Below are 24,082 nucleotides of genomic sequence, written 5' to 3'. Positions count from 1 at the left end.
GGCCGTCGACCGAGGCGCTCGTCGCCGGCTACAACGACGCGAACGGCATCGTGCCCGAGGCCGCGACCTCGCTGCACGCGGTGACCGACGCCTCCCATGCAACTGGAAACCGGCCGCACGCACCAGGTCCGCGTTCACTGCGCGTCAATAGGTCATCCGCTATTGGGAGACCCACAATATGGACGCGATCCCAAGGCCTTGCGGCCGATCCTCGAAAAGCTGGGCTTCAAGCGGCAGGCACTTCACGCAGCCAGCCTCGGCTTCGTTCACCCGGCAACCGGTGGACGGGTCGATTTTCAGGCTGACCTGCCACGGGACATGGTGGAACTGATCGACGAAATTGCTCGTTGAAATCGATGAACACCGCTCGAAATCGCGAGCGAATTGACCTATATCGTACCCGGTGGCCCAGCGCTTCCGGATGCCCAGCAGGGGTCCGGGCAGGTGGTCGACCAAGAAAGGTTAGGGAACACGTGAGTAAAAGCAAGGCAGTAGCCATACCGGCCCTTGGCGGAGAGCAGAGCCTCAACCGCTATTTGTCCGAAATCAAGAAATTCCCCGTGCTGACGGCAGAGCAGGAATACATGCTCGCCAAGCGCTACGAAGAACATGAGGACCCGGAGGCCGCGGCACAGCTCGTGTCGAGCCACCTGCGGCTCGTGGCCAAGATCGCGATGGGCTATCGCGGTTATGGCCTGCCGGTGAGCGACCTTATTTCCGAAGGCAATGTCGGCCTGATGCAGGGCGTCAAGAAGTTCGAAGCCGATCGCGGCTTCCGCCTCGCGACCTATGCAATGTGGTGGATCAAAGCGAGCATCCAGGAATATATCCTGCGCTCGTGGAGCCTCGTGAAAATGGGCACCACCGCTGCGCAGAAGAAGCTGTTCTTCAACCTGCGCCGGATGAAGAAGAACCTCGACGCGTACGAGGATACGGACCTGCATCCCGACGATGTGAAGAAGATCGCGACCGATCTCGGCGTGCCCGAGCAGGAAGTGATCAACATGAACCGGCGGATGCTGATGGGCGGCGACAGCTCGCTCAACGTGTCGATGCGCGGCGACGAGGAAGGCGCGAGCCAGTGGCAGGACTGGCTGACCGACGATCGCCCCTTGCAGGACGAGACCACCGCCGACGCGCAGGAGGCGCATGTGCGCCACGAGATGCTGGTCGAGGCGATGGATTCGCTCAACGACCGCGAGAAGCACATCCTGACCGAACGCCGGCTGACCGAAGATCCGCAGACGCTCGAAGAGCTGAGCAAGGTCTACGACGTCTCGCGCGAGCGCATCCGCCAGATCGAAGTGCGCGCGTTCGAGAAGCTGCAGAAGGCGATGCAGCGGATCGCAGGCGAAAAGCTGATGCCGGCGGCGGCTTAGCGCCACGCAGGCATTTCGCGCAAGGAATGGGGGCGCAACCTTCGCGGGTTGCGCCCCTTCCTGTATCCGGGCCTAAAATTGTCTGGTCATGTCCAGCGCCGCATCGAACCGGCCCTCCGCCTCTGCATTGCGCAGGAATAGCACATTCTGCGTCAGGACCTCCGCCGGTGTCTCGTCCTTCGCGAACCCCGCCATCGTCTCGTCGATGAACGCATCGAGCGGCATGTAGCCTTCACGGGTCGACTGACCGGGCGTAAGTTCGGTCTGCACCGCCGGCGGCGCGATCTCGATCACCTCGACCTGCCCTTCCAGCTTTGCGCGCAGCGACACGGTGTAGCTGTGAATCGCTGCCTTGGTGGCCGAATAGGTCGCCGCCTTGGGCATCGGCACGAAGGCGAGGCCCGAGGTGACGTTGATGATCGCCGCATCGTCTCTCGTCTTGAGATGCGCGACCAACGCATCGGTCAGCCGGATCGGGCCCAGCAGGTTCGTTTCGATCGTCGCTGCGGCATCGGCGAGGTCGCGCGGCCCCGTTATGTCCTCATACCGCATGATCCCGGCATTATTGACCAGCACGTTGAGGTCAGGATGGCTTGCAACCACGTCTTGCGCGAAGCGTGCGATATCCGCCGCATCGCCCACGTCGAGCGGCATGGCGTGCAGGTTCTCGCGCCCGTCCGTCGTTTCCTCAAGCGAGTCGAGCGTCCGCCCCGCAACGATCACGGTGTTGCCCATGTCGTGCCAGCGTCGCGCGAGTTCGCGGCCGATGCCGCTGCCGCCGCCGGTGACGAGGATCGTGTTTCCCAATGGTTTCATGATGCTTCCTTTCTTGAACTGGAATGCTGGCTCATCTAGTCCTTTACTCTCTAAACGAAAGTAGGCACCTTTTCGTGCGGTACTTACCGATTGGTGAGATATGGGAAACGCGCCACATACAAGCTATCATGATGACCCGTCGGTCGATGAACTGGTCAACGAAACCATTGGTCGCGTGGCTGACAAGTGGACCTTGCTGATCATCGAATCGCTGGAGGAAGGCGGCACGCGGAGGTTCAGCGAGCTGGGCCGCACCCTCCCCGGCATCAGCCAGAAGATGCTAACCCAGACCCTCAGGCAGATGGAGCGGGAGGGACTGGTCGTGCGGACCGCCTACCCCGAGGTGCCGCCCAGGGTGGAATATTCGCTGACCGACATGGGGCGCGATCTGGCGGAAGCCTTTTGTGGTGTGTGGCAGTGGGCGGAGCGCAATATCGTCCAAATCGAACAGGCTCGCGCGCACTATGATCGCAGACAGGCGCGCAAGTGATTGTTCCCGGCCGCTGCACTGTCTAGATCGCCTTCGATGCTCTACCGCGCCCTCCAGATCCTGACCGCGCTTGTCGCGACATTTATCGGGCTGAGCCTGTTCCTCACGATATTCTGGCGTTTCGCGCCCGTCCCCGTCACCATGACAATGATGATGGACGAGAACGGCTATGCGAAGGAATGGCGCAGCCTCGACGATATCGACCGCAGCCTGGTGCGCGCGGTGATCGCCGCCGAAGACCAAAACTTCTGCGAGCATAACGGGTTCGATTATGCGGCCATGCAGGCCGCGATGCGCGACAACATGAAGGGCAAGAGGCAGCGCGGCGGCTCAACCATCAGCCAGCAGACCGCCAAGAACGTGTTCCTGTGGCAAGGCGGCAGCTTCTTCCGCAAGGGGCTGGAGGCATGGTTCACCGTGCTGATCGAGAACCTGTGGACCAAGCGGCGGATCATGGAAGTCTATCTCAATGTCGCGGAGACCGGGATCGGAACCTACGGGGCGGAAGCAGGCTCGCTGCGCTATTTCGGGCATTCCGCCGCACGACTCACGCCGACGCAGGCTGCGCGGATGGCAGTCGCCCTCCCCAGCCCCAAGAAGCGCGAGGTCAAGAACCCGCAAGGCTGGCTGCGCCGCCACGGCGACCGGATGGCAAGGGCGGTTGGCACGATGGCCCGCGAAGGGCTAGACGCCTGTGTCTATGAGTAGCCACGCGCATCACGGCCACGGGCATAACCATGCTCACGGGCATGGGCATTCCCACGGCGGACATGGCCACAGCCATGCGCCTGCCGATTTCGGTAAGGCCTTTGCCATCGGCGTCGTGCTGAACACTGCCTTCGTTATCGTCGAGGCAACCTTCGGCTTCCTCTCGGGCTCGATGGCGCTGGTCGCCGATGCGGGGCACAACCTGTCGGACGTGCTGGCGCTGCTGATCGCCTGGGGCGCCAGCATTGCCGCCAAGCGCCCTGCCTCGCCCGGCTTCACCTACGGCTTGAAAAGCTCGACCATCCTCGCCGCGCTCGCCAACGCAGCCCTGCTACTCATCGCGATCGGCGCGATCTTCTTCGAGACGATCCATCGCATGATCGATCCGGTGGAGCCGGAAGGCTGGACGATGATCTGGGTCGCAGGCATTGGCATCGTCATCAACACCGCCACTGCGCTGATGTTCATGCGCGGGAGCAAGGACGACTTGAATATCCGTGGCGCATTCCTGCATATGGCGGCGGACGCGCTGGTCTCGGTCGGGGTGGTCATCGCAGGCGCGGCGATCCTGCTGACCGGCGCGATCTGGCTCGACCCGCTCACCAGCCTGCTGATCCTCGCGGTGATCGCCTGGGGCACCTGGGGTCTTACGCGCGACAGCCTGAAGCTGGGCCTGCTGTGCGTACCCGCAGGGATCGACGAGGCGGCTGTGCGCGAAAGCCTGCGGAGCGAACCCGGCGTGAGCGAAGTGCACGACCTGCATATCTGGCCCATGTCGACCACCGAAACCGCGCTGACCGCGCACCTTGTGATGCCGGAAGGGCATCCGGGCGACGCTTTCCTCGCCCACATCGCGCAGCGTCTGGAGCACGATTACCATATCGGCCACGTGACGCTGCAGATCGAGCAGACGCGCGATTGCGAGAGTGGGTGCTGAATTGGCGTAGCCGACAGCATATCTCTGTAAACTGATAGACGAAGCCCCTTGCGGCGACGCTAGATTTCAGCTCCGAACCAAGCATATGCGCCGCATGATGGCACGGCTCGGCCAACCCTTTCACCGGGCGGGGCTTTATTCAATGCTGCAATATGACGCCGGATTTCTCGTGTACCTGACAAAGCCGTAGGGCCCCAGAATCCGAAAGCCACCCACCCCGAGGTCGCTCATTTCAAGAGCAAACTCGCCGCCTGCCGTGTTATACAAATCAAACCAGCATATCCCGCCTCGCTCGGCCGGAGCAAAGTGCAATTTACCCTCGCTTGACAATACCTTGGGGCACGACGGCACACTGAAATCGTAATCCAACCTTCCCGGCAGAACCCGATAATCGATCGGACCGAATTGCTGCGCAGCCACCGAAAGGCCGGATGCATTCAAAAGGATCGAATCCTGTCCGGGCGCGGAATAGCAACCAAACACCTCGCTGTTCTCTAGCGCCGACTCCGCCTGAGACTGGGGCCGTACGCTGAACACGCCGAATAGGAACACGCCAAGGATAGCGGCCAGGTAGAGGATCTTAACGATGACAGGCAGGAAACCACTATCGAGTTCCCTGCTCGCTCTATCCAGGCCGAAGATAGCGCTGCCAGCCTAGCTTAGATCACGCCGCGTCGGCTCCGGCGCGCTTGCCGCCCTCGCCGTTGAACACGCGGATCGGGTCCTTGCGACCTTCCACCACGTCCTTGTCGATCACCACTTCATTGACATCGTCGAGATCGGGCAGATCGTACATCGTATCCAGCAGCAAGCCTTCCACGATCGAGCGCAGGCCGCGGGCGCCGGTCTTGCGCTTGATCGCACGCTCGGCGATCGCCTTCAGGGCATCGTCGTTGAACGTCAGGTCCACGCCTTCCAGCTCGAACAGCTTGGCATACTGCTTGACGATGGCGTTCTTCGGTTCCTGCAGAATCGTGACCAGCGCATCTTCGTCGAGATCGTGCAGCGACGCGATGACCGGAAGGCGGCCGACGAATTCGGGGATGAGGCCGAACTTGAGCAGGTCTTCCGGTTCGCTCTTTTCCAGCAGCTCGCCCACGCGGCGTTTGTCCGGGTCGGCAACATGCGCACCGAAACCGATGCTGCGCTTCTGCAGGCGGTCGGCGATGATCTTGTCGAGGCCCGCAAAGGCGCCACCGCAAATGAACAGGATGTTCGTGGTGTCGACCTGCAGGAATTCCTGCTGCGGGTGCTTGCGGCCACCCTGCGGCGGGACGGAGGCGGTGGTGCCTTCCATCAGCTTGAGCAGCGCCTGCTGCACGCCCTCGCCCGACACGTCGCGCGTGATGCTGGGATTTTCCGCCTTGCGCGTGATCTTGTCGATCTCGTCGATATAGACGATCCCGTGCTGGGCTTTCTCGACGTTGTAGTCGGACGCCTGCAGCAGCTTGAGGATGATGTTCTCTACGTCTTCACCGACATAACCCGCTTCGGTCAGCGTGGTCGCATCGGCCATCGTGAACGGCACGTCGAAGGTGCGCGCCAGCGTCTGCGCCAGCAGCGTCTTGCCCGAGCCGGTCGGCCCGACGAGCAGGATGTTGGACTTCGCCAGTTCCACATCGCCCTGTTTCCCGGCGTGCTTCAGGCGCTTGTAGTGGTTGTGCACGGCGACCGAGAGCACGCGCTTCGCACGGTCCTGCCCGATCACGTAATCATTGAGCGTGGCGCAGATTTCCGAAGGCGAAGGCACTTCGCCTTCCTTGCGACCCGGCAGGCCCGCCTTGGTTTCCTCGCGAATGATGTCGTTGCACAGCTCGACGCATTCGTCGCAGATAAACACGGTCGGTCCGGCGATCAGCTTGCGCACCTCGTGCTGGGATTTGCCGCAGAAACTGCAGTACAGCGTGCTCTTGCTATCCGTTCCGCTCAATTTGCTCATAACCTTCTAATCCTCGAATCCCCGCACGTGCGGAGAACCTTTCGAATGTAACTTTCGCGCGCGGCAATGCAACCGATGCCGATCATGCACGAAGACCCTTGCGAAGGCCTGAAAATGGCCCCCGGAAAGTTCCGCGCGTGCATTTAGCACCGGAATTTCAGCAACCTGTGGCGCACTGGCCACGGGTTCGCGGTGCCGGATCAGGCAGGCGCGCCGCCCGAACCTTCCGCTTCGCCCGACGAATCGCCCGTACCGTCGTTTTGCGGACGGGTTTCGAACACCTTGTCCACGATGCCGAACTTCATCGCTTCGGCCGCATCGAGGAAGGTGTCGCGATCCATCGCCTCCTCGATCTTCTCGAGCGGCTGGCCTGTATATTTGGCGTACAGCTCGTTCATGTTCTTACGAATGCGCAGGATCTCGCGTGCCTGGATCTCGATGTCCGACGCCATGCCCTGTGCGCCGCCCGAAGGCTGGTGGACCATGATCCGTGCATTGGGCAGTGCGATGCGCATGCCCGGCTCGCCCGCGGCCAGCAGGAAGCTGCCCATCGACGCCGCCTGACCGACGCAAACCGTGGAAATACGCGGCTGGATGTACTGCATGGTATCGTGGATCGCCATGCCCGCCGTCACCACGCCACCGGGCGAGTTAATGTACATGCTGATCGGCTTGGACGGGTTCTCGGATTCGAGGAACAGCAGCTGCGCGACTGCAAGGCTCGCCATGCCATCTTCGACCGGGCCGGTGATGAACACGATCCGTTCGCGCAGCAGGCGGCTGAAAATATCGAAGCTGCGCTCTCCGCGGCTGGTCTGTTCGACCACCACGGGCACCAGGGCGCCGGTGGCGGGATCGCGGAAGTAGCCGGATTCGTCGAATTGCATGAATGGTCCCTAAATTGCGACAGGCGTCTCTCGTCGGCGCCTATATCTGGTGTCGTTGCCATATCATCAAGACTTGAATGGAAAGCTTCCCCGCGCCAGTTGTGCCTCCAGACAATGTGTCGCGGCGAATTCACGCTGGCGGCGCACCGAAGGAGCCTGACGATTATGACGATGTCTAACAGCCCACTCCCCTTCCGCGCCGACGATGAGGAAGAAAAGGAGAAGGACATCTCCAATGCCGGTGCGGCGATGATGAACAAGTTCCTCGACGCGCGCACCGTGCTGATCTTCGGCGGGGTCGACCAGAAGCTGGCCGAGCGTGTTTCGATGCAGCTGCTCTACCTCGATCATGTCAGCAACGAACCGATCAAGGTGATCGTCAACTCGCCGGGCGGCCATGTGGAATCGGGCGATACGATCCACGACCTGATCAGCTACATCGCCTCGCCCGTCGCGATGATCGGCACCGGCTGGGTGGCCAGCATCGCGACGCATATCTTCCTGAGCGTGCCTGCGGAGCGCCGCTTCTGCCTGCCCAACACGCGCTTCCTGATCCACCAGCCCTCGGGCGGTGCACGCGGCCCGGCGAGCGACATTGCGATCCAGGCGCAGGAAATCGTCAAGATGCGCGAACGCATCGCGAAGAAAATCGCCGATGCGACCGGCCAGTCGCACGAGAAGGTGCTGAAGGATATCGACCGCGATTTCTGGATGAGCACCGACGAAGCGAAGGAATACGGCATCCTCGGCACGGTGATCGACAGCGCAAAGGACGTGACTTTCGGTTAAGCGGTTGAAAGCGCGGCGATCTGCACGGGTCGTCGAACCTTCGCTTTCAACGCCCTGATTTCGAAGCTGAACGGTGGATGAGTTGCGCGCCACAACGCGACTCGCCGCTGGTCGGGCAGACGGGTCCTTTCGTCGATTACACGTGTAATTCCAACCCTCCCACGTCCAGCTCCCGACACAGCGGGGGCGTTGAGGGAGAGGGATTATTCGTACACTCGGTCGCAATTTCGCACGCGTCAGCCTGATGGCAATTCTGGCAACCACCACGTCGCACGTCGCGCTGGCGCAGGATGACAGCGGCGACAATCCTCCGCCCGAGGCCACCGAGGTCGTCGAGCCGGATGGGACAGACCGGGCGGTCTATACGCCCGAGGATTTCGCGCGCTTCAAACCGACCAACGCGCTCGAAATGCTCAACCAGGTGCCCGGCTTCCAGATCAGCCAGCAGGACCAGGGGCGCGGCCTAGGACAGGCGAACGAAAACGTCCTGATCAACGGAGAGCGCGTCGCCAGCAAGTCCGACAGCGCGGTCAGCCAGCTATCGCGCACGTCCGCATCCCGGGTTGAGCGGATCGAAATCGTCGATGGCGCCAGCTTCGGCATTCCCGGCCTGTCCGGCCAGGTTGCCAACGTCATCGTCAAATCCGGCGCGATCAGCGGGCGCTTCCGCTACGATGCGATCGTCCGGCCCGATTACGCCCGGCCAAGCTGGGGCGGCGGCGAAATCGCGGTCAACGGCACCTCGGGCAATTTCGAATGGAACGCTGCCTTCCAACACGGTGTCGGGCGCGGCGGCGCTGGCGGCGTCGATGGCGTGCGTATCTACGATGCGAACGACAACCTGCTCGAAACCCGCGATACCCTGCTGTGGTTCAAGGGCGAATTCCCGCGCATTCGCGGCGGCGTCAAATGGGATGGGCCAGGCAGCCTCGTTGCCAATTTCAACGCCGATTACGGGTGGGATTTCACCAAGTTCAACAGCGACGAATACCGGCACCCCGTGGGCGGCGTTTCCTATTTCCGCGATTTCCTGAACCAGGACGACGGCTATAGCTATAACATCAACGCCGATATCGATTTCAAGATGGGGCCGGGTCGCCTCAAGCTGATCGGGATCGAGCGCTTCACGCAAAGCGAAGGTCCTGCGACCTCGGTTTCCATCTACGACGATGGGCGCCCCGATGTCGGCAGCCTGTTCTTTACCGACGGCATTTCGGGTGAACGGATCGCCCGCGCCGAATATCGGTGGGATATGCTGGGCGGCAACTGGCAGCTCGATGGCGAGGCCGCGTTCAACCGCCTCGACCGGTATGCCGAAGTCGGGACGCTGGTTCCGCCGGCAACCGACGGGAACAACATTCCGCCGGAGGAGCGGGTGTTCGATCGCGTCCCCTTCCCCGGCGGATCGGGCGGCGTGACCGAGGATCGGTACGAAGCCATCCTGACGCATAATCGCTCGCTGGGCGAAGGGGTGACCTTGCAGATCGGCGGCGGGTACGAATTCTCGCGCCTGTCGCAGACCGGCACGGGCGGTGCGACACGCGAATTCTGGCGCCCCAAGGGCTCGGCCAATCTCGCCTGGACGATCGAACCGGGTTTCGATCTTTCGTTCAAGCTTGCCCGTACGGTGGGCCAGCTATCCTTCGGGCAGTTCCTCGCGACCGTCGATCTCGACGATAACAATAATAACGCCGGCAATATTGCGCTTGTGCCCCAGCAGGCGTGGGAAGCCGATCTGGAGCTCAAGAAGCAATTCGGTGAATGGGGTTCGGGCACACTGCGCACCTACGCGCGGCTGATCGACGACTATATCGATATCGTGCCCGTTCCAGGCGGCGAATCGCCGGGCAATATCGACGGGCAGGCACGCCTTCTGGGCATCGCGTTCAACGCGACGGTCAATCTGGACCCGATCGGCTGGAAGGGTGCGAAGCTGACCACAAGCAGCGCCTATGAAGCGACATCGCTCACCGATCCGCTGACGGGCGAGGATCGCCCTTTCAGCGGGCAGCGGTATTACCGCAACGAGTCGAGCCTGCGGTGGGACATTCCCGACAGCAACTGGGCACTGGGCACCGGCATCAATATCGGCCTGAACGAGCCTTACGTTCGCCTGTTCGAAACGGGCCGCAGCTGGGAAGGCCCGATCTACCAGTTCCTGTTCGTCGAGAACAAGGACGTGCTGGGCCTCAATGTCGGCCTGAACGTCTTCAACTTCACCAATGCGGGCAAGGCTTATGGAGAGCGGTTCATCTACACCGGGCTGCGTGATCGGTCTCCACTGCTGTTCAGAGAAGAGCAGAAGACCAATGTTTCCCAGATTATCCGCCTGACGGTCAGGGGCAATTTCTAACGCGCGATTGCTCTTCCCTTCAGGGCAATTGACGGGGGCGCGGACCTGACGCAGGTTCGCGCCCTATGAAAGCATGCATCTCGCTCGCCGCTCTGGCGCTCGCCCTCGCCGAAACTCCAGCCTTCGCGCAAGATCGGCAGTCATATTCTGCAAAGATGGCGCTTGAGGGCAATTGCCCGCTGCCCGCCGTATCGGTCCCAGCTGAGCGTGATGCGCGTCAGCAACTGGAGCGGATAGAGAGTCTCGATCAAGGCGAAGATGGGCTCAACGCGGTCATCTCGATCAATCCCGAGGCGTTGTGCGATGCTGCCTATGCCGCCATCGCCCGGTTGCCACTGGACGGGCGCACGGTGCTGGTGAAGGACAATATCGAGACCCGCGACTTGCCGACCACCGCCGGTTCGCTGGCTTTGGCGGGCAACATGACCCGCCGCGACGCGCCCCTGATCGCCAACCTGCGCGAAGCGGGCGGCGTGGTGCTGGGAAAGACCAACCTTTCCGAATGGGCCAATATCCGGGACTTCAATTCGTCCAGCGGGTGGAGCGCAGTGGGCGGGCTGACGCGCAATCCGCACGCCATCGACCGCAATACGTGTGGATCGTCATCGGGCAGCGGCGCCGCGGTCGCCGCCGGGTTTGCATGGGCGGCCATCGGCACCGAAACCAATGGGTCGATCACCTGCCCTGCGTCGATCAACGGTGTCGTCGGGTTCAAGCCCACGGTCGGGATGGTCAGTCGTACGCATGTCGTCCCGATTTCCAGCACGCAGGACACCGCAGGCCCGATGGCAATGAGTGTGCACGATGCCGCCCTGTTGCTGGGCGCGATGGCGGGCAGCGACCCTGCGGACCCGGCGACCGCGCAAGCCGACAGCCACAAGCGCGATTTCACCGAAGGGCTGGAGAACGCCTCACTTGAAGGCGTGAAGATTGGCGTGATGCGGCGTCAGGTCGGCGACCGCGCCGATCTCGCCGAGGTATTCGAGACTGCCTTGGCGGATCTGCAATCGGCTGGCGCCGAGCTGGTCGACATCGGATTCGCCATGCCCGAAGGCATGGGCGAGGCAAGCTTCGCCGTGCTGCTGTTCGAACTGCGCGAGGAGATGGGCAAATACCTGCGTTCGATCCCGCCGGTGGCGCAGGGCGAGGAAGCCACTCCACGCAGCCTGGCGGACCTGATCGCCTTCAACGAGGCCAATGCCGAGACCGAGATGCGCTGGTTTGGCCAGGATATCTTCGAAATGGCCGAAGGGACGACCGACCAAGCGATCTATGCGAAAGCAAAGGAAAAGGCTCTATTCCTCGCGCGCGACACGGTGATCGACCGGCTGCTTGCCGAGAACGATGTGCAGTTCCTCGTCGCCCCCACCCGCGGTCCGGCGTGGACGACCGACCTCGTCAACGGCGACAATTACAATAGCAGTATCGGCATTGGCAGTCCGGCTGCGATCGGCGGCTACCCGCACCTGACGGTGCCGATGGGCGGGATCGAGGACCTGCCGGTCGGGCTCTCCATCATCGGCGGGAAGTGGCAGGACTGGGAAGTGCTGAAAGCAGGCGCCGCTTACGAACGTGCGCGCACGGCAGCGATTCCCACCCCGGACTTCAAGCCGTGGAACCCGCAAGCCGGAATGCCAAGCGGGGCGACCGACTAGGGGAAAGCTCCCCAGGCCAGCCGCCCCGCCCGCAAGTGTTTCAATGCGCAGCCGATTATGGCTGACGCGGCCGTGTCGGCTTACTTCTTGGCCGGAGCCTTCTTGGCCGCAGGCTTTTTGGCAGCCGGCTTCTTGGCCGGGGCCTTCTTCGCGGCAGGCTTCGCATCGGCCTTGTCGGCGGCCTTCGCTGCCGGAGCCTTCTTCGCCGGGGCCTTCTTGGCCGCAGGCTTGTCGTCGGCCTTGGCTGAATCCGCCTTCTTTGGTGCAGCTTTCTTGGCCGCGGGCTTTTTCGCCGGGGCCTTCTTGGCAGCGGCCTTCTTGGCCGGAGCCTTCTTCGCCTTGGCGACTTCCGCTTCGGTGCTCTCTTCGGCTTCAATCGCCGCTTCCAGCTCTTCGCGAGTCACTTCGCGGTCGGTGATTTCGGCCTTGCCGAACAGGAAGTCGACCACCTTGTCTTCGTACAGCGGAGCGCGCAGCTGTGCAGCAGCCATCGGATCGTTCTGGATGAACTGCATGAACCGTTCACGGTCTTCCGCGCGGTATTGCTGTGCCGCCTGCTGCATCAGCATCGACATTTCTTGGCTCGTGATCTGGACATTGTTCGCCTGCCCGATTTCGGACAGCAACAGGCCCAGCCGCACACGGCGTTCGGCGATGCGACGATAGTCGTCACGCTCGCTCTCGATTTCCTTCAGCGCAGCTTCCGGGTCTTCCTCGCGCGCCGCTTCCTGCCGCAGCTGTTCCCAGATTTGTTCGAATTCGGCGTCGACCATGCGCTCGGGCACGGCAAAATCGTGACCGGCTGCCAGCGTATCGAGCAGCTGGCGCTTCATCTGCGTGCGCGTGAGGCCAGCCGTTTCCTGCTCCATCTGCGCCTTCACCAGCTCGCGCAGCTTTTCCTCGCTTTCGAGGCCGAGCGTCTTGGCGAACTCATCGTCGATCTTGCTGTCCTGCGGGGTCTTCACCGCCTTCACGGTGACCGCGAATTCCGCTTCCTGGCCCTTCAGGTCTTCAGCCTGGTAATCGTCGGGGAAGGTCACCTTCACGACCTTCTCGTCGCCCGTCTTCACGCCGACCAGCTGGTCTTCGAAGCCGGGAATGAAGGTGCCCGAGCCAAGCACCAGCGGGGTGTCTTCGCCCTTGCCGCCTGCAAACTCGGTGCCCTTGATGGAACCGACGAAGTCGATCACGACCTGGTCGCCATCGGCAGCCTTCTTGGTCTTGGCGGCGTCCTTGTAGGTCTTGTTGCCTTCCGCGATGCGCTGCAGCGTTTCCTCGATCTCCTCGTCGGACACCGGGACCATCATGCGTTCCAGCTCGATCCCGTCAGTGCTCGGCGCATCGATTTCCGGCAGCACTTCCAGCGTGACGTCGATCTCGGCGTCCTTGCCCTCTTCGTAGCCTTCGCCAAGCTCGATCGCGGGCTCCATTGCGGGACGAAGCGCCTTGTCCTTCACCAGCCCGTCGACCGATGCCTTGATCGTGTCGTTGACCACCTGGGCATGCAGCTGCTCGCCGTGCATCTTGCGCACGAGGTTGGCGGGCACCTTGCCCGGGCGGAACCCCGGCATGCGAACCTGCGGCGCAATGCGCTTCACCTCGGCCTTGATCTTCTCGTCGATCTCGCTGGCGGGAATCGAAATATGATAGGCGCGCTTGAGGCCTTCGTTGGTGGTCTCGGTGATTTGCATGCTGGTGGTCTTTACGTGCTTTCCGACTGGGGTTGCTGATTGCAAACGAGGCCGGAGCTTGGTGCGGGCGAAGGGACTCGAACCCCCACATCTTGCGATACTGGTACCTAAAACCAGCGCGTCTACCAATTCCGCCACGCCCGCAATCCGAACGAGGTCGCGCGAATGGTGGGTACCATCCACGACAGACCGGCGCGTCTAGAGCCTCTGGCGCGAAAGGGCAAGCACCCCTCGGAAGCCGGCTTGCATCCACGCAAAACTTGATTGTTACACTTTGGTGACATATATCGGTCACAACGTAATAAAAATGTCAATTTTGGATGGGTCGACATGTCGAAACGCGCAGGCATACTGGGAAAACTGATGGCTCCACCGGTCAATCCAGCGAACGGCAGGCTGTCTTCGAAAGAGCTGGAAAAGGACGGGCCGGGCGGCAATCCGCTACTCGAACGCAGTTCGTGGACGAGCGAAATCGAGCGTGAGCGCTCCGACGCTGGTCTGCGCGCCACGAGCTCGCGCCGATTCTCGCTCTACAGGTCCAGCCTGACCCCCGATTGATCGGGGTCATGGCCTTCAGGCATATTGCCAGAGCAATGTGCCCCCTCTATCGGCCTGCCGCATGACCGACGAGACCCCCGAGAACACCCCCGAAGAGACAGCTGGCAAGGCTAATGGCGGCGCCGCAGACGTGCCGCCGATGCATCTGTCGGTGAATCCGCGCAGCAAGCATTTCGACCAAAGCGTGCTCCAGCGCGGCGTCGGCATCCGCTTCAAGGGCCGCCAGCGCCACGACATCGAGGAATACTCGATCACCGAAGGCTGGGTGCGCGTGCAGGCGGGCCGGACGATGGACCGCAAGGGCCAGCCGCTCACGCTCAAGCTCAACGGCCCGGTCGAGGCATGGTTCGAGGATCTGGGCGAGGATGCACCCGTCGCCCGCCTCGAAGACTAAACCCGCCTAATCGTACAAAGCCACGGCGCGCGCGGCGATATCGCCGCTGCGCCGCTGCGTCGCAGCCCGCTTCGGAGGCAAGGGCTGTGCCCTCGCATAGGCGATGCGCTGCTGCTGCTGCTGCGGCTGGGACTGGGGCGCTACGCGTGGCGCGGGGGAAGACGCCACGCGAGCGACGCGAGGCTCTGGGGCCCCGCTGAAAGCCGCCAGGAAGGCACGCGACGGCTCTTCCCGGGTCGGCTGCGGACGGACAGGCTGCGGCCTTGCCTGCGCGAACTGCTGGCGCGGACGCGCCTTTGCATTGCCGTCGGGATAGATGAACCCGTTCACCGGCCACGCGGTCTTGCCGAGGCCCTGCAGCGGGTCATACCAGACGCGTACCTCGCTCCAGTCATTGGCAGGCGACACGTCGATCGCCTTCACCCCGCGTTCGATCTGCCCGCGGCGCCCGTTGATCGGAGACCAATTTGCATGATCGAGCAGCACGGTACGCGAATCGATGATCCGCGCGACGGCGGCGACATGGCCTAACCGCATATTGCGGTGGGGGACGAAGGCCATGACGGCACCGACGCGCGGAACGTTGCCCCGCTCGAACCGCCCGGCGGCCTGATCCCACCAGGTATGTGCATCGCCATAAATGTCGATGCCCGATACCTCGCGGGCGTAAGGCACGCATTGCAGGTAAGGCGGCAATTCCTGGCCGGTCACTGCTGCGTTCGCCACCGGGTATACAGGCGCTTGCGCGCCCAAGTGTCCCGGAATTGCTAGGCTGGCAGTGATGAAGGCCAGGGTGGTGAGGGGGAGTTTGGGGGTGGGGGTCATGCGGCAAGTTTTTGCCGGTTGCCCCTTTCATTAGCCCTCGCAAGTCTGGTTAATGTGGGGCTTACCATGGTATTTCTACCATACTCAGCGTATCGCGACTGGCGCATCTGCTTGCCAAGCACGCTCTGAAACGCCACTTGCGCACCCGTTATGCTGCCGCGCGTCATCATTATCGGTCGCCCCAACGTGGGCAAATCCACCTTGTTCAACCGGCTGGTGGGCAAGAAGCTGGCGCTGGTCGACGACCAGCCCGGTGTCACGCGCGATCGCCGCTTTGGCGATGTGACCCTGGCGGGGATGCGCTTCACCATTGTCGACACGGCGGGTTGGGAGGATGAAGACCCGTCCACCCTGCCCGGTCGCATGCGGATGCAGACCGAGGTGAGCATTGCCGATGCCGACGCGGTGCTGTTCGTGGTCGATGCGCGCGCAGGCCTGACCCCGCTCGATAGCGAAATCGGCAACTGGTTGCGCGGATCTTCGGTGCCGGTCGTGCTGGTTGCCAACAAGGCCGAGGGACGCAGCGGCGAGGCCGGCATCCTGGAAGTCTATTCGCTCGGCCTGGGCGATCCTGTGCCCGTTTCCGCCGAGCATGGCGAAGGCACGGCGGACCTCTTTGAAGCCCTGTGGCCGATCATCGGCGAGAAGTCCGAAGCGGACGAGGCCGAGGCCGAGGAAGATGGCGAGGACGAGGATGGCGTGCCCACCGGGCCGCTGAAGCTGGCCATCGTCGGGCGCCCTAATGCGGGCAAATCCACGCTTATCAATCGCCTGCTGGACGAGGACCGCCTGCTGACCGGGCCGGAGGCGGGTATCACCCGCGATTCGATTGCGATCGACTGGGAATGGACCGACCCCGAAAGCGGTGAGATGCGCGAGGTTCGCCTGATCGACACCGCCGGCATGCGCAAGAAGCGCAACGTGGTGGAGAAGTTGGAAAAGCTCTCCGTCGCAGATGCGCGCCGCGCGGTCGCTTTCGCGGAAGTCGTGGTGCTGCTGCTCGATGCGACACAGGGGCTGGAACACCAGGACCTGAAGATCGCCTCCCTCGCGATCGAGGAAGGGCGCGCGCTGATGATTGCAATCAACAAATGGGACGTCGCAGCCGAACCGAGCAAGTTGTACAACGGTATCAAGTTTGCGCTCGACGAAGGGCTGGCGCAGGTGCGCGGCCTGCCCGTGATCGCGGTGAGCGCCAAGACCGGCAAGGGTCTCGACCAGATGATCGCCGCCGCGTTCAAGCTGCGCGAGACGTGGAGCCGTCGTGTCTCGACCTCAGCGCTCAACCGCTGGTTCGATGCCGCGCTGGAGGCCAACCCGCCCCCTGCCCCCGGCGGGCGCCGGATAAAACTGCGCTACATCACGCAGGCAGGCACCCGCCCGCCGCGCTTCGTGGTGTTCGGGACGCGGCTGGACCAGTTGCCGACGTCTTATGAGCGCTACCTCGTCAACGGCATCCGGCGTGAACTGGGATTCGATGCAGTGCCCGTGCGGGTCGTGCTCAAATCGTCTAGGAATCCCTTCGCGGAGGGCGACTGATGGATTTCCTCCTCGTCCATGCTCCGCAGGCTGCGCTCGACCTGATCGAGAAGACGTCAAGCACGCCGCGTGTGTTGCAGATGCTGCAGTTCAGCCTCGCGCCTGCATTCCTGCTGGTCGCGATCGGATCGATCATGAACGTGATGATGGCGCGGCTGACCTGGGTCGCCAATCGCATCGAACGGCTGGAAGCACGATTCGAGGACCGGCCCGAAGAACCGTGCGAGGACGAGCTGGATTGGCTGGTCCGCCGCCGCGGGATCGCACAGCGCGCAGTAATGTTCTCCACCGCTGCGGCAGGCCTGATCAGCGTACTGATCGCGGCGCTGTTCGTCTCCGCCTATATCAGCCTGAAGGTCGGCACCTTCATCGCGGTGCTGTGGGTTGCGACCATGGCGCTATTGATTACCGGCCTGTCGTTCTTTTTCCGCGAGACGATGATCGCAGCCAAGGGGCCCGCCACCCGGAGCCATTCCAGCGGCGGCGCGCACAGGAAGGCGCCCTAAGGAAGCCCTCACCGGCTTGCTACGCAGCGCCGGTCTCACCCTCACCCGCCGGATGGCTCTGCAGCTGCACGTAGTTCTGCAAGCCCATCCGCTCGATCATGTCGAACTGGTTTTCGAGGAAGTCGACGTGATCCTCCTCGCTCGCCAGGATGGTCTCGAACAGCTGGCCGGAAGTGTAGTCCTGCACTTCCTGGCAGTATTTCGCTGCTTCTTTCAGCTGCGGAACCGCTTCCATCTCCACCGCGAGATCGGCCTTCAGGATTTCCTCGACCGTCTCGCCCACCTTCAGCTTGTGGATCGCCTGGAAGTTCGGAAGCCCGCCGAGAAACAGGATCCGCTCGGCCAGCCAGTCCGCATGCTTCATCTCGTCGATCGATTCGTGCCGCTCGTATTCGGCGAGCTTCGTCACCCCCCAGTCGGCGAGCACGCGATAGTGCAGCCAGTACTGGTTGATCGCGGTCAGCTCGTTGGTGAGCGCCTGGTTGAGATAGTCGATGACCTTGGGATCGCCCTTCATGGCGTATGCTCCTGTGCGTGCTTCTTGCGCTCGACATGCGCGCAAGCTGGCAGGATCGCAAGGGGTCAATACAAGAAAACCCGCAGAAATCTGCGGTTTTGCGAGCGCGTCTCAATCACGCGGTCTAGTTGCGAATGCGTTTAGGCCGCAGCGGAAGTGAGGCCCAGTTCGCGTTCTTCGAATACGATATCATCCGCCTCGCACAGGCAGGAACCGCAATTCGGGGTCTTGCCCAACATCGCGTAGCATGCCTCTGCATCGCCCGCGCAATGCCGTGCCGCGCGGCGCAGCTCGCTTTCGCTGATGGCATTGCAGATGCAGACATACATGTGCGGCGAATCCTCCTGCGAACGGCTCGCAGGAGGATTGTTAATGCGACTATTTATCAAAAACAAGGGGTGATTTATGATTTCCCCTGCTTGGCTTCAGTCGGGCTTATGCCTGATCGGGAACAGCTTGCCGTAGGTCAGGCAGCGCCACAGCCATTCCAGCGGCCCGAACCGGAAGGTCGAGAGCCAGGCCTTGGACCAAAGCAGCATGACGATCCATGCCCCCGCCACGACGCCGTAAAGCTGTGGACGGTTCAGCTCGCCATAGAGGCCCAGCGCCCAACCATGGAAGACGAACAGCATCAGGATCGAGGTGCCCAAGTAGTTTGAGAACGCCATACGGCCCGCTGCGCTGATGCGCGCGCCAAGCCAGCCCGTTGCCCGTGGTCCGATCAGCGCCAGAAGCGCGGCAAGACCGACCACATAGGGAAGCTGAACGAAGCTGCTCGTGCCCCAGATGCTCATGAAGGTCGCGTAGAAATCGAGATTCTGCCCCATGGTCCACAGGCCTATCGCGGCGGAACCCGCGATGCCGACAAGCACCCCGATGATGCCCCAGATGGCCTGCTTTTTGGCGCTGATACGCCCATCGAACAGGCCGAACCGATACAGCGCCATGCCGATCAGCATCAGCGGGATGGTTTCGAACCCGAAGATCATGAACCCGCTCAGGGGCTCGGCCCAATGTTCCGTCAGATTGAGATGCACCCAGCCGAAATAGTCGCCCGCCTGGATCAGCGGAGTTTCGACCGCGGCCATGTCGGCCTGCTGGGATTTCATCGCGACCAGGCCCTCCCGCGTGGCCTCGACCTGCTCTGGCGACATGCCGCTCTCGCTCGCCATTGCATCGAGCCCACCCATTTTGAGCGCCCAGAAAATATAACCTGCCATCGCGCTGTACAGGACCGCACCGACATAGAAGAAGGTGATCCCGACACCCAGCTGCGTGCCGCGTTTCCACTTCACGAACAGCAGGCAGATGATGCCGCAGATCGCATAGAGCGTCAGGATATCGCCCTTCCAGATGAAGAAGAAATGGATGAGCCCGAACAGCAGCAGCCAAAGCAGGCGTCGGAACTGAAGCCCGCGCCCCTGCCCGCGCTCCCACGCCTTGTCGAGGAACAGGATCATGCCGGCGCCGAACAGAAGAGTGAACAGGCCGCGCATCTTGCCGTCGATCAGCACGAATTGCGCGAACCACAACCAGTCGGAGGTCTCGCCATGCGGCACCATGAAGCCGTCAGGCCACATGTATGCGATCATCGGCTGACCGAATGCGACGATGTTTGCAGCAAGGATCCCCATCACCGCGATCCCGCGCGTGAAATCGAGGCTCAGCAGCCGCGAAGCTCCGGTGGCCGAGATCGGGCTAGCCTTTCCCGTCGAAGTATCAGTGTTGATTTCCTGGTCGGGCGTGGCCGACGCGGTCGAATCCGTCATGGTACGATCCCCCTTTCACGCGAACCTATCACCGGCTCGCACGGAGGGGAAATGCCTTCGACAAGCGACAAACCGCTGTCGATGAAACTGCCAGCAGAGCCGTCAGCGAGTGACGATGCACTCCTGCCCGCTGCGCTTGAGTGCGTTGCAGGCATCCTGCGCCGCCGAACGGCTGGCAAAGCCGCCCGCCAGCAGCTTGGTCACCCGGCCAGAGGGTTCGAGCATGCGGGTCGCCCCGGCAAGCTCTGCCCTGCCCGAAAGCTTCGCCCACAGCCGTTCTGCATTTCCGTCGACCGCAAATGCGCCCAACTGGACCTTCCAGGGCCCTCCCTGTGCGCGGGTCGGCGTAGCAGGAGCGGGGCGTGGTTCGGTACGTGCGGCAACACGCGGTTCTGCCGGCGGAGGCGTTGCAACCCGCACAGCCACGGGCGTGGTCGGCTGGGCCTCGACCCGGCCCGGCTCGGCGGCGGGAGTGCTGCGCCGGGCGAAAGTTACGCCCGCATCGGCGGGGCTCTCCGTGCCGGTCACCCGGCTCGCTTCGGCAATCGCGGATTGCGCCGCAGTGACAGAGGGCGGAACACGTGTTTCAACGACTGGATTGGGCAAGCGCGCGGCGCGCGTCGTCGCCAGGGCTCCGGCCGGAGCCGGGCTGCGACCAGCATCGGTAATCGGCTGCGCGGGTGCACTCGGGCGGGTGCCGAGGTCCACCGCAGCAAGGCGGGTGGCACGGCGCGCATCTGCATCGCGCTTCATCTGCGGCACCAGCGCCTGCGCCTGCTGGCGCTGCGCCAGCGGGATATGCTGGTCCATCTGCTGCACCGCGCTGGTCGCCTGCGGCAGTCCGGCGGAATTGGCCATCGTCAGCAGCGCATAGGCGCGGACCCAGTCACGCTCGACCAGGTCGCCGTTGAAATGCGCGATCCCCAGCAGATACTGCGCGCGCGGATCGCCACGGCTCGCCGCATCGAGCACGTAGGGCATGGCATTCTGCTGCTGGCCGTTCTGGAACAGCAACAGGCCCAGGTTATCTGCCGCCTTCACATGGCCCTGTGCCGAAGCCTTGGCGTAATAGACTTCTGCCTGCCGGGTATTCTGTTCGACCCCGCGACCCAGGCGATAGGCCTGGCCAAGGTTGAACTGCGCGTCGGCATCGCCTGCACCTGCCGGGCCACGCCATTCGGCAACCGCAGCGGCGTAATCGCCGTTTTCCCACGCGGCGACGCCTGCATTGACGTCGGCCAGAGCCACGGCCGGCATCGCCATCAGTGAGCCTGCAAGGATCAGTTTGAGGCTGTAGGTGCGCCCGTTTCGGTTGGTCATTCAGAGTCCCGTCTGTGGCCTAACGCAATAATACATGCTTCGCGCTAACGCGCCTTGGTTAACGCGTAATTACCACCAGGGTGCCCACAGCGCCACGCCTTGCATTATTAACGCCCCGTTTCGTGACGGGATTGAGGCGCCCCATCCCCCGCAAACCGGCGTTTCGTGAAAAGCGTTTAACCCAAAATAAAGGGTAACCTGCGAAGCATTGCCCTGCATCGGGCCCATTATGCGCCCGAAAATAGATCGGTTACGTAAACAGGGGGGACAGGCCCGGTGCGAGTATTGGCATTGGCTTCGCAAAAAGGCGGTTCGGGCAAGACCACGCTGTCTGGCCATCTCTCTGTGCAGGCGCAGCGCGCAGGCGCGGGGCCGGTCGTGCTGATCGACATCGATCCGCAAGGCTCGCTCGCCGACTGGTGGAACGAGCGCGAGGCGGACTACCCAGCCTTTGCGCAGACCACGGTCGCGCGGCTGGCCCATGACCTGAACACATTGCGCGCGCAGGGCTTCAAGCTCGCGGTGATCGATACGCCGCCCGCGATTACCATGGCAATCCAGTCGGTGATTTCGGTTGCCGAGCTCGTGGTCGTGCCCACGCGGCCCAGCCCGCACGATCTGCGCGCCGTGGGCGCCACGGTCGATATTTGCGAACGCTCGGGCAAGCCGCTGGTCTTTGTGGTGAACGGGGCGACGCCCAAGGCACGGATCACATCCGAGGCAGCCGTGGCACTCAGCCAGCATGGCACGGTGGCACCCGTCACCCTGCACCACCGAACCGATTTCGCTGCCTCGATGATCGACGGGCGGACCGTAATGGAGATCGACCCGGACTGTCGATCTTCGGCAGAGGTCGCCGCGTTGTGGAACTATGTCGCCGACCGGCTGGAAAAGAACTTCCGTCGCACCGTTTTCTCTGCTCCGGGCGCAGCGGTCCACATGCCGCATGCCCCGCGCCAGGGCGGCTTCGGCCGCCGGATCGCACAGTAGGCGCCGCCCGCATGAGCGAGATGTCCTTCGCTTCGCTGTCGCCGACCCTGCTCGCGCGGAAAGGTGGTGCCAAGCCCGCCATGCGTCGCCAGTCGCTGGCGGTAGCGGGTGCGCGCGCGCACCAGCCAAGCGCCCGCGAGAACGCGCTCGAGGATCTGGGCTGGAACGATCTGGGCGACACAGCCGAGACCGATCATCACCCGGCCACCCCAGCCAGCCACGCCAACGATATCGACGAGGCGCCGGCAGATACCGATTTCGCGCCGCTGACCGAGCATGCGCAAAGCACGGCGAGCGAGGAAGCGGAAGCGAAGGTGACCCCGATCCGCAAGGGCGCCCCGCGCCTGCCCCGCCCCGCCCTGACACTATCTAACTCGCGCCAGAAGCAGAGCAACGAACCGCAAGAGCGCAAGCCCGTGGGTCGACGTTCGGCCTTCACCCTGCGCCTCGACGCAGATCGCCATCTCAAGCTGCGCATGGCCGCGACGCTCGCCGGGCGTAGCGCGCAGGCCATCGTTACCGACGCGGTGGACGCCATGTTCGCCGAAATTCCCGAACTCGACGCGCTGGTCGCGCGCGTACAATCGCGACCCCAACAGGAAGGATGATCCGATGATCCGCCAGAATCTCACCCGTGCCCTTTGGTCGGCCACCGCCCTGGCAACATTCTCGCTTGCCGGATGCGCCAGCCCCTTCGGAGGCTCGCAGACCGCTTCGGTCTCCGATGCCGCCAAGGCACGCAGCGCGGGCAAGACCGACAAGGCGGTCACGCTGGCCGAGCAGGCCGCGCTCGCCGCACCGAACGATGCGGCGGCCAAGGCCGAACTCGGCAATTCCTACCTTGCATCGGGTCGCTTCGTGTCGGCCCAGCATGCTTTCGACGATGCACTGGTGCTGGGCGATGTGAGCCCGCGCACCGCGCTCGGCTTCGTGCTTGCCTCGATCGCCGTGGGCGATAACCGCGCTGCCATCGAGACGCTCGACGAATGGCGCGACGCGATGTCCGCGTCCGACGTCGGACTAGCCTATGCGCTCGCGGGTAATCCGGAAATGGGCGCGCAGGTGCTTTCGAACGCGCTGCGCGGGGGTGAGAACACGCCGACCATGCGGCAGAACCTCGCGTATGCGCACGCGCTGGGCGGCCAGTGGGCCACGGCGCGGATCCTTGCAGCCGAAGACGTTGCGCCCGACCAGCTCGACCAGCGGATCTCGCAATGGGCGAGTGTCGCCCGCCCCGAAGACCATGCCGCGCGCGTTGCCGCGCTGCTGGGGGTCGATGTCCAGGCCGATAGCGGCATGCCCGCGCAACTGGCGCTGGGTGCCACCCCTGTTTCCAGCCCGATGCTGGCTGCAGCCGACCCGCAGGGCGATGGTGCACCGCGCACGGGCGAACTCCCGCCGGTCGATCTGCTCGCCGCGAGCGATGCCACGCGCGAGCTCAAGCCGCTTGAAAAGCCGACCGCCGCACGCCCGACGAACACGCCATCGCTGACCGATTTCGGAACCGCTTTCGGCGGGGAAAGCACAACGGTCGCCGCGCGCGTGATCAGCAATCCCGTAGTGCAGCCGCTGCCTGCCAGGGCCACAACCGCCGCAGCTTCGACTCCGACGTCCAAGCCCAAGCCCGCCGCGCCAGCACGCGAACAATCGAGCGATCTCGCCGGCGGCTCGCACCTTGTGCAGCTCGCCAGCTATGGCAGCGAAGCCGAAGCCAAGCGCGGATGGGATATTTTCACCAAGCGCTTCCCGCAGATCGCGAACCGCGAGCAGGTTATCACGCGTGCAAATGTGAATGGCCGGATCTATTATCGCCTGTCGGCAGGCAATCTCGCCGCGTCCAGCGCACGCGCAGTATGCTCTGCGGTGAAGGCCAAGGGCCAGGGCTGCATTGCATGGGAAGAAAGCAGGCCGCTGCCCGGAACGCTCGACTCCGGGCGTCGCGTCGCCTGCCGATAGACAGGCACCTCCTTCTCGGACCGTTGGTGGTGAGCCTGTCGAACCGCGAACGGCGCGCTGTGTT

The 24,082-nt window shown here is 63.2% G+C and carries 23 protein-coding genes, 1 tRNA gene and 1 pseudogene; 15 read left to right on the top strand and 10 right to left on the bottom strand.

Going from position 1 to position 24,082, the window contains the following annotated elements; all coding sequences use genetic code 11:
* Positions 1-99: 99 nt before the first annotated feature.
* Both ACEQXE_RS06600 and rpoH read left to right on the top strand, forming a co-directional pair.
* Positions 100-351, top strand: a pseudogene (locus ACEQXE_RS06600) (RluA family pseudouridine synthase); the annotation flags it as partial.
* A 122-nt stretch (positions 352-473) separates the two neighbouring features.
* Positions 474-1,379, top strand: coding sequence for an RNA polymerase sigma factor RpoH (rpoH, locus tag ACEQXE_RS06595; protein WP_370178148.1), 906 nt, complete (start codon positions 474-476; stop codon positions 1,377-1,379).
* Positions 1,380-1,451: 72 nt separating this feature from the next.
* On the opposite strand, the gene ACEQXE_RS06590 is transcribed toward rpoH, so the two are convergent.
* Positions 1,452-2,195 (bottom strand): SDR family oxidoreductase, encoded by a 744-nt coding sequence (locus tag ACEQXE_RS06590; RefSeq protein WP_370178147.1) that lies wholly within the window; start codon positions 2,193-2,195, stop codon positions 1,452-1,454.
* A gap of 100 nt (positions 2,196-2,295) precedes the next feature.
* On the opposite strand from ACEQXE_RS06590, the gene ACEQXE_RS06585 reads away from it, so the two are divergent.
* The 3 genes from ACEQXE_RS06585 to ACEQXE_RS06575 are packed head-to-tail and all read left to right on the top strand — an operon-like array spanning position 2,296 to position 4,330.
* Positions 2,296-2,685, top strand: a complete 390-nt coding sequence (locus ACEQXE_RS06585; protein ID WP_370178146.1) for a winged helix-turn-helix transcriptional regulator — start codon at positions 2,296-2,298, stop codon at positions 2,683-2,685.
* A gap of 36 nt (positions 2,686-2,721) precedes the next feature.
* Positions 2,722-3,393 (top strand): monofunctional biosynthetic peptidoglycan transglycosylase, encoded by a 672-nt coding sequence (gene mtgA / locus ACEQXE_RS06580; protein WP_370178145.1) that lies wholly within the window; start codon positions 2,722-2,724, stop codon positions 3,391-3,393.
* Entirely contained in the window at positions 3,386-4,330 is a 945-nt protein-coding gene (locus tag ACEQXE_RS06575; protein WP_370178144.1) for a cation diffusion facilitator family transporter, read from the top strand. The genes mtgA and ACEQXE_RS06575 overlap by 8 nt, the downstream gene beginning before the upstream one ends.
* 664 nt (positions 4,331-4,994) lie before the next feature.
* Here ACEQXE_RS06575 and clpX read toward each other — a convergent pair.
* Positions 4,995-6,269: an ATP-dependent Clp protease ATP-binding subunit ClpX gene (clpX, locus tag ACEQXE_RS06570; RefSeq protein ID WP_370178143.1), complete on the bottom strand. Its 1,275-nt coding sequence runs from the start codon at positions 6,267-6,269 to the stop codon at positions 4,995-4,997.
* A 200-nt stretch (positions 6,270-6,469) separates the two neighbouring features.
* A complete protein-coding gene (locus ACEQXE_RS06565) occupies positions 6,470-7,156 on the bottom strand; it encodes an ATP-dependent Clp protease proteolytic subunit (protein WP_370178142.1) in 687 nt (228 codons plus the stop codon).
* A 171-nt stretch (positions 7,157-7,327) separates the two neighbouring features.
* Between ACEQXE_RS06565 and ACEQXE_RS06560 the strand changes: the two genes are divergently transcribed.
* The 3 genes from ACEQXE_RS06560 to ACEQXE_RS06550 all read left to right on the top strand — a co-directional run bounded on the left by ACEQXE_RS06560 (position 7,328) and on the right by ACEQXE_RS06550 (position 11,953).
* Complete coding sequence (locus ACEQXE_RS06560) at positions 7,328-7,945, top strand: ATP-dependent Clp protease proteolytic subunit (RefSeq protein WP_372524231.1); 618 nt, start codon at positions 7,328-7,330, stop codon at positions 7,943-7,945.
* Positions 7,946-8,189: 244 nt separating this feature from the next.
* On the top strand, positions 8,190-10,298 hold the full coding sequence (locus tag ACEQXE_RS06555) for a TonB-dependent receptor plug domain-containing protein (protein ID WP_370178140.1): 2,109 nt from the start codon (positions 8,190-8,192) through the stop codon (positions 10,296-10,298).
* A gap of 65 nt (positions 10,299-10,363) precedes the next feature.
* On the top strand, positions 10,364-11,953 hold the full coding sequence (locus tag ACEQXE_RS06550; RefSeq protein ID WP_370178139.1) for an amidase: 1,590 nt from the start codon (positions 10,364-10,366) through the stop codon (positions 11,951-11,953).
* 80 nt (positions 11,954-12,033) lie between these two features.
* Here ACEQXE_RS06550 and tig read toward each other — a convergent pair whose 3' ends face one another.
* A complete protein-coding gene (gene tig / locus ACEQXE_RS06545) occupies positions 12,034-13,644 on the bottom strand; it encodes a trigger factor (protein ID WP_370178138.1) in 1,611 nt (536 codons plus the stop codon).
* Between the two features lie 59 nt (positions 13,645-13,703).
* Positions 13,704-13,788 (bottom strand) — tRNA-Leu (locus ACEQXE_RS06540).
* 186 nt (positions 13,789-13,974) lie between these two features.
* On the opposite strand from ACEQXE_RS06540, the gene ACEQXE_RS06535 reads away from it, so the two are divergent.
* A complete protein-coding gene (locus tag ACEQXE_RS06535) occupies positions 13,975-14,202 on the top strand; it encodes a hypothetical protein (protein ID WP_370178137.1) in 228 nt (75 codons plus the stop codon).
* A 61-nt stretch (positions 14,203-14,263) separates the two neighbouring features.
* The gene (locus ACEQXE_RS06530; RefSeq protein WP_370178136.1) at positions 14,264-14,596 is read left to right on the top strand and encodes a DUF3297 family protein; all 333 of its coding nucleotides are present in this window, start codon (positions 14,264-14,266) and stop codon (positions 14,594-14,596) included.
* Between the two features lie 6 nt (positions 14,597-14,602).
* Here ACEQXE_RS06530 and ACEQXE_RS06525 read toward each other — a convergent pair whose 3' ends face one another.
* Positions 14,603-15,421, bottom strand: a complete 819-nt coding sequence (locus tag ACEQXE_RS06525; protein ID WP_370178135.1) for a CHAP domain-containing protein — start codon at positions 15,419-15,421, stop codon at positions 14,603-14,605.
* 150 nt (positions 15,422-15,571) lie between these two features.
* On the opposite strand from ACEQXE_RS06525, the gene der reads away from it, so the two are divergent.
* Both der and ACEQXE_RS06515 read left to right on the top strand, forming a co-directional pair.
* A complete protein-coding gene (gene der / locus ACEQXE_RS06520) occupies positions 15,572-16,960 on the top strand; it encodes a ribosome biogenesis GTPase Der (RefSeq protein ID WP_370178134.1) in 1,389 nt (462 codons plus the stop codon).
* Positions 16,960-17,466 carry a DUF2721 domain-containing protein gene (locus tag ACEQXE_RS06515; protein ID WP_370178133.1) on the top strand — a complete coding sequence of 169 codons (507 nt, stop codon included), beginning with the start codon at positions 16,960-16,962 and terminating at the stop codon, positions 17,464-17,466. The genes der and ACEQXE_RS06515 overlap by 1 nt, the downstream gene beginning before the upstream one ends.
* A 19-nt stretch (positions 17,467-17,485) precedes the next feature.
* On the opposite strand, the gene bfr is transcribed toward ACEQXE_RS06515, so the two are convergent.
* The 4 genes from bfr to ACEQXE_RS06495 all read right to left on the bottom strand — a co-directional run bounded on the left by bfr (position 17,486) and on the right by ACEQXE_RS06495 (position 21,072).
* Positions 17,486-17,983 (bottom strand): bacterioferritin, encoded by a 498-nt coding sequence (gene bfr / locus ACEQXE_RS06510; protein WP_370178132.1) that lies wholly within the window; start codon positions 17,981-17,983, stop codon positions 17,486-17,488.
* 140 nt (positions 17,984-18,123) lie between these two features.
* On the bottom strand, positions 18,124-18,312 hold the full coding sequence (locus ACEQXE_RS06505) for a bacterioferritin-associated ferredoxin (protein WP_370178131.1): 189 nt from the start codon (positions 18,310-18,312) through the stop codon (positions 18,124-18,126).
* Positions 18,313-18,408: 96 nt separating this feature from the next.
* Complete coding sequence (locus ACEQXE_RS06500) at positions 18,409-19,752, bottom strand: DUF418 domain-containing protein (RefSeq protein ID WP_370178130.1); 1,344 nt, start codon at positions 19,750-19,752, stop codon at positions 18,409-18,411.
* Between the two features lie 102 nt (positions 19,753-19,854).
* Positions 19,855-21,072: an SPOR domain-containing protein gene (locus tag ACEQXE_RS06495; RefSeq protein ID WP_370178129.1), complete on the bottom strand. Its 1,218-nt coding sequence runs from the start codon at positions 21,070-21,072 to the stop codon at positions 19,855-19,857.
* A gap of 276 nt (positions 21,073-21,348) precedes the next feature.
* Between ACEQXE_RS06495 and ACEQXE_RS06490 the strand changes: the two genes are divergently transcribed.
* The 3 genes from ACEQXE_RS06490 to ACEQXE_RS06480 are packed head-to-tail and all read left to right on the top strand — an operon-like array spanning position 21,349 to position 24,018.
* Complete coding sequence (locus ACEQXE_RS06490; RefSeq protein WP_370178128.1) at positions 21,349-22,062, top strand: AAA family ATPase; 714 nt, start codon at positions 21,349-21,351, stop codon at positions 22,060-22,062.
* Between the two features lie 11 nt (positions 22,063-22,073).
* Positions 22,074-22,670, top strand: coding sequence for a hypothetical protein (locus ACEQXE_RS06485; RefSeq protein WP_370178127.1), 597 nt, complete (start codon positions 22,074-22,076; stop codon positions 22,668-22,670).
* A gap of 4 nt (positions 22,671-22,674) precedes the next feature.
* Positions 22,675-24,018 (top strand): tetratricopeptide repeat protein, encoded by a 1,344-nt coding sequence (locus ACEQXE_RS06480; protein WP_370178126.1) that lies wholly within the window; start codon positions 22,675-22,677, stop codon positions 24,016-24,018.
* Positions 24,019-24,082 lie beyond the last annotated feature (64 nt).

The organism is Alteriqipengyuania sp. (assembly GCF_964222115.1).
Lineage (GTDB): Bacteria > Pseudomonadota > Alphaproteobacteria > Sphingomonadales > Sphingomonadaceae > Alteriqipengyuania.
Note: the sequence above shows the minus strand (reverse complement) of the source record. Positions and strands in the feature narration are given on the sequence as shown.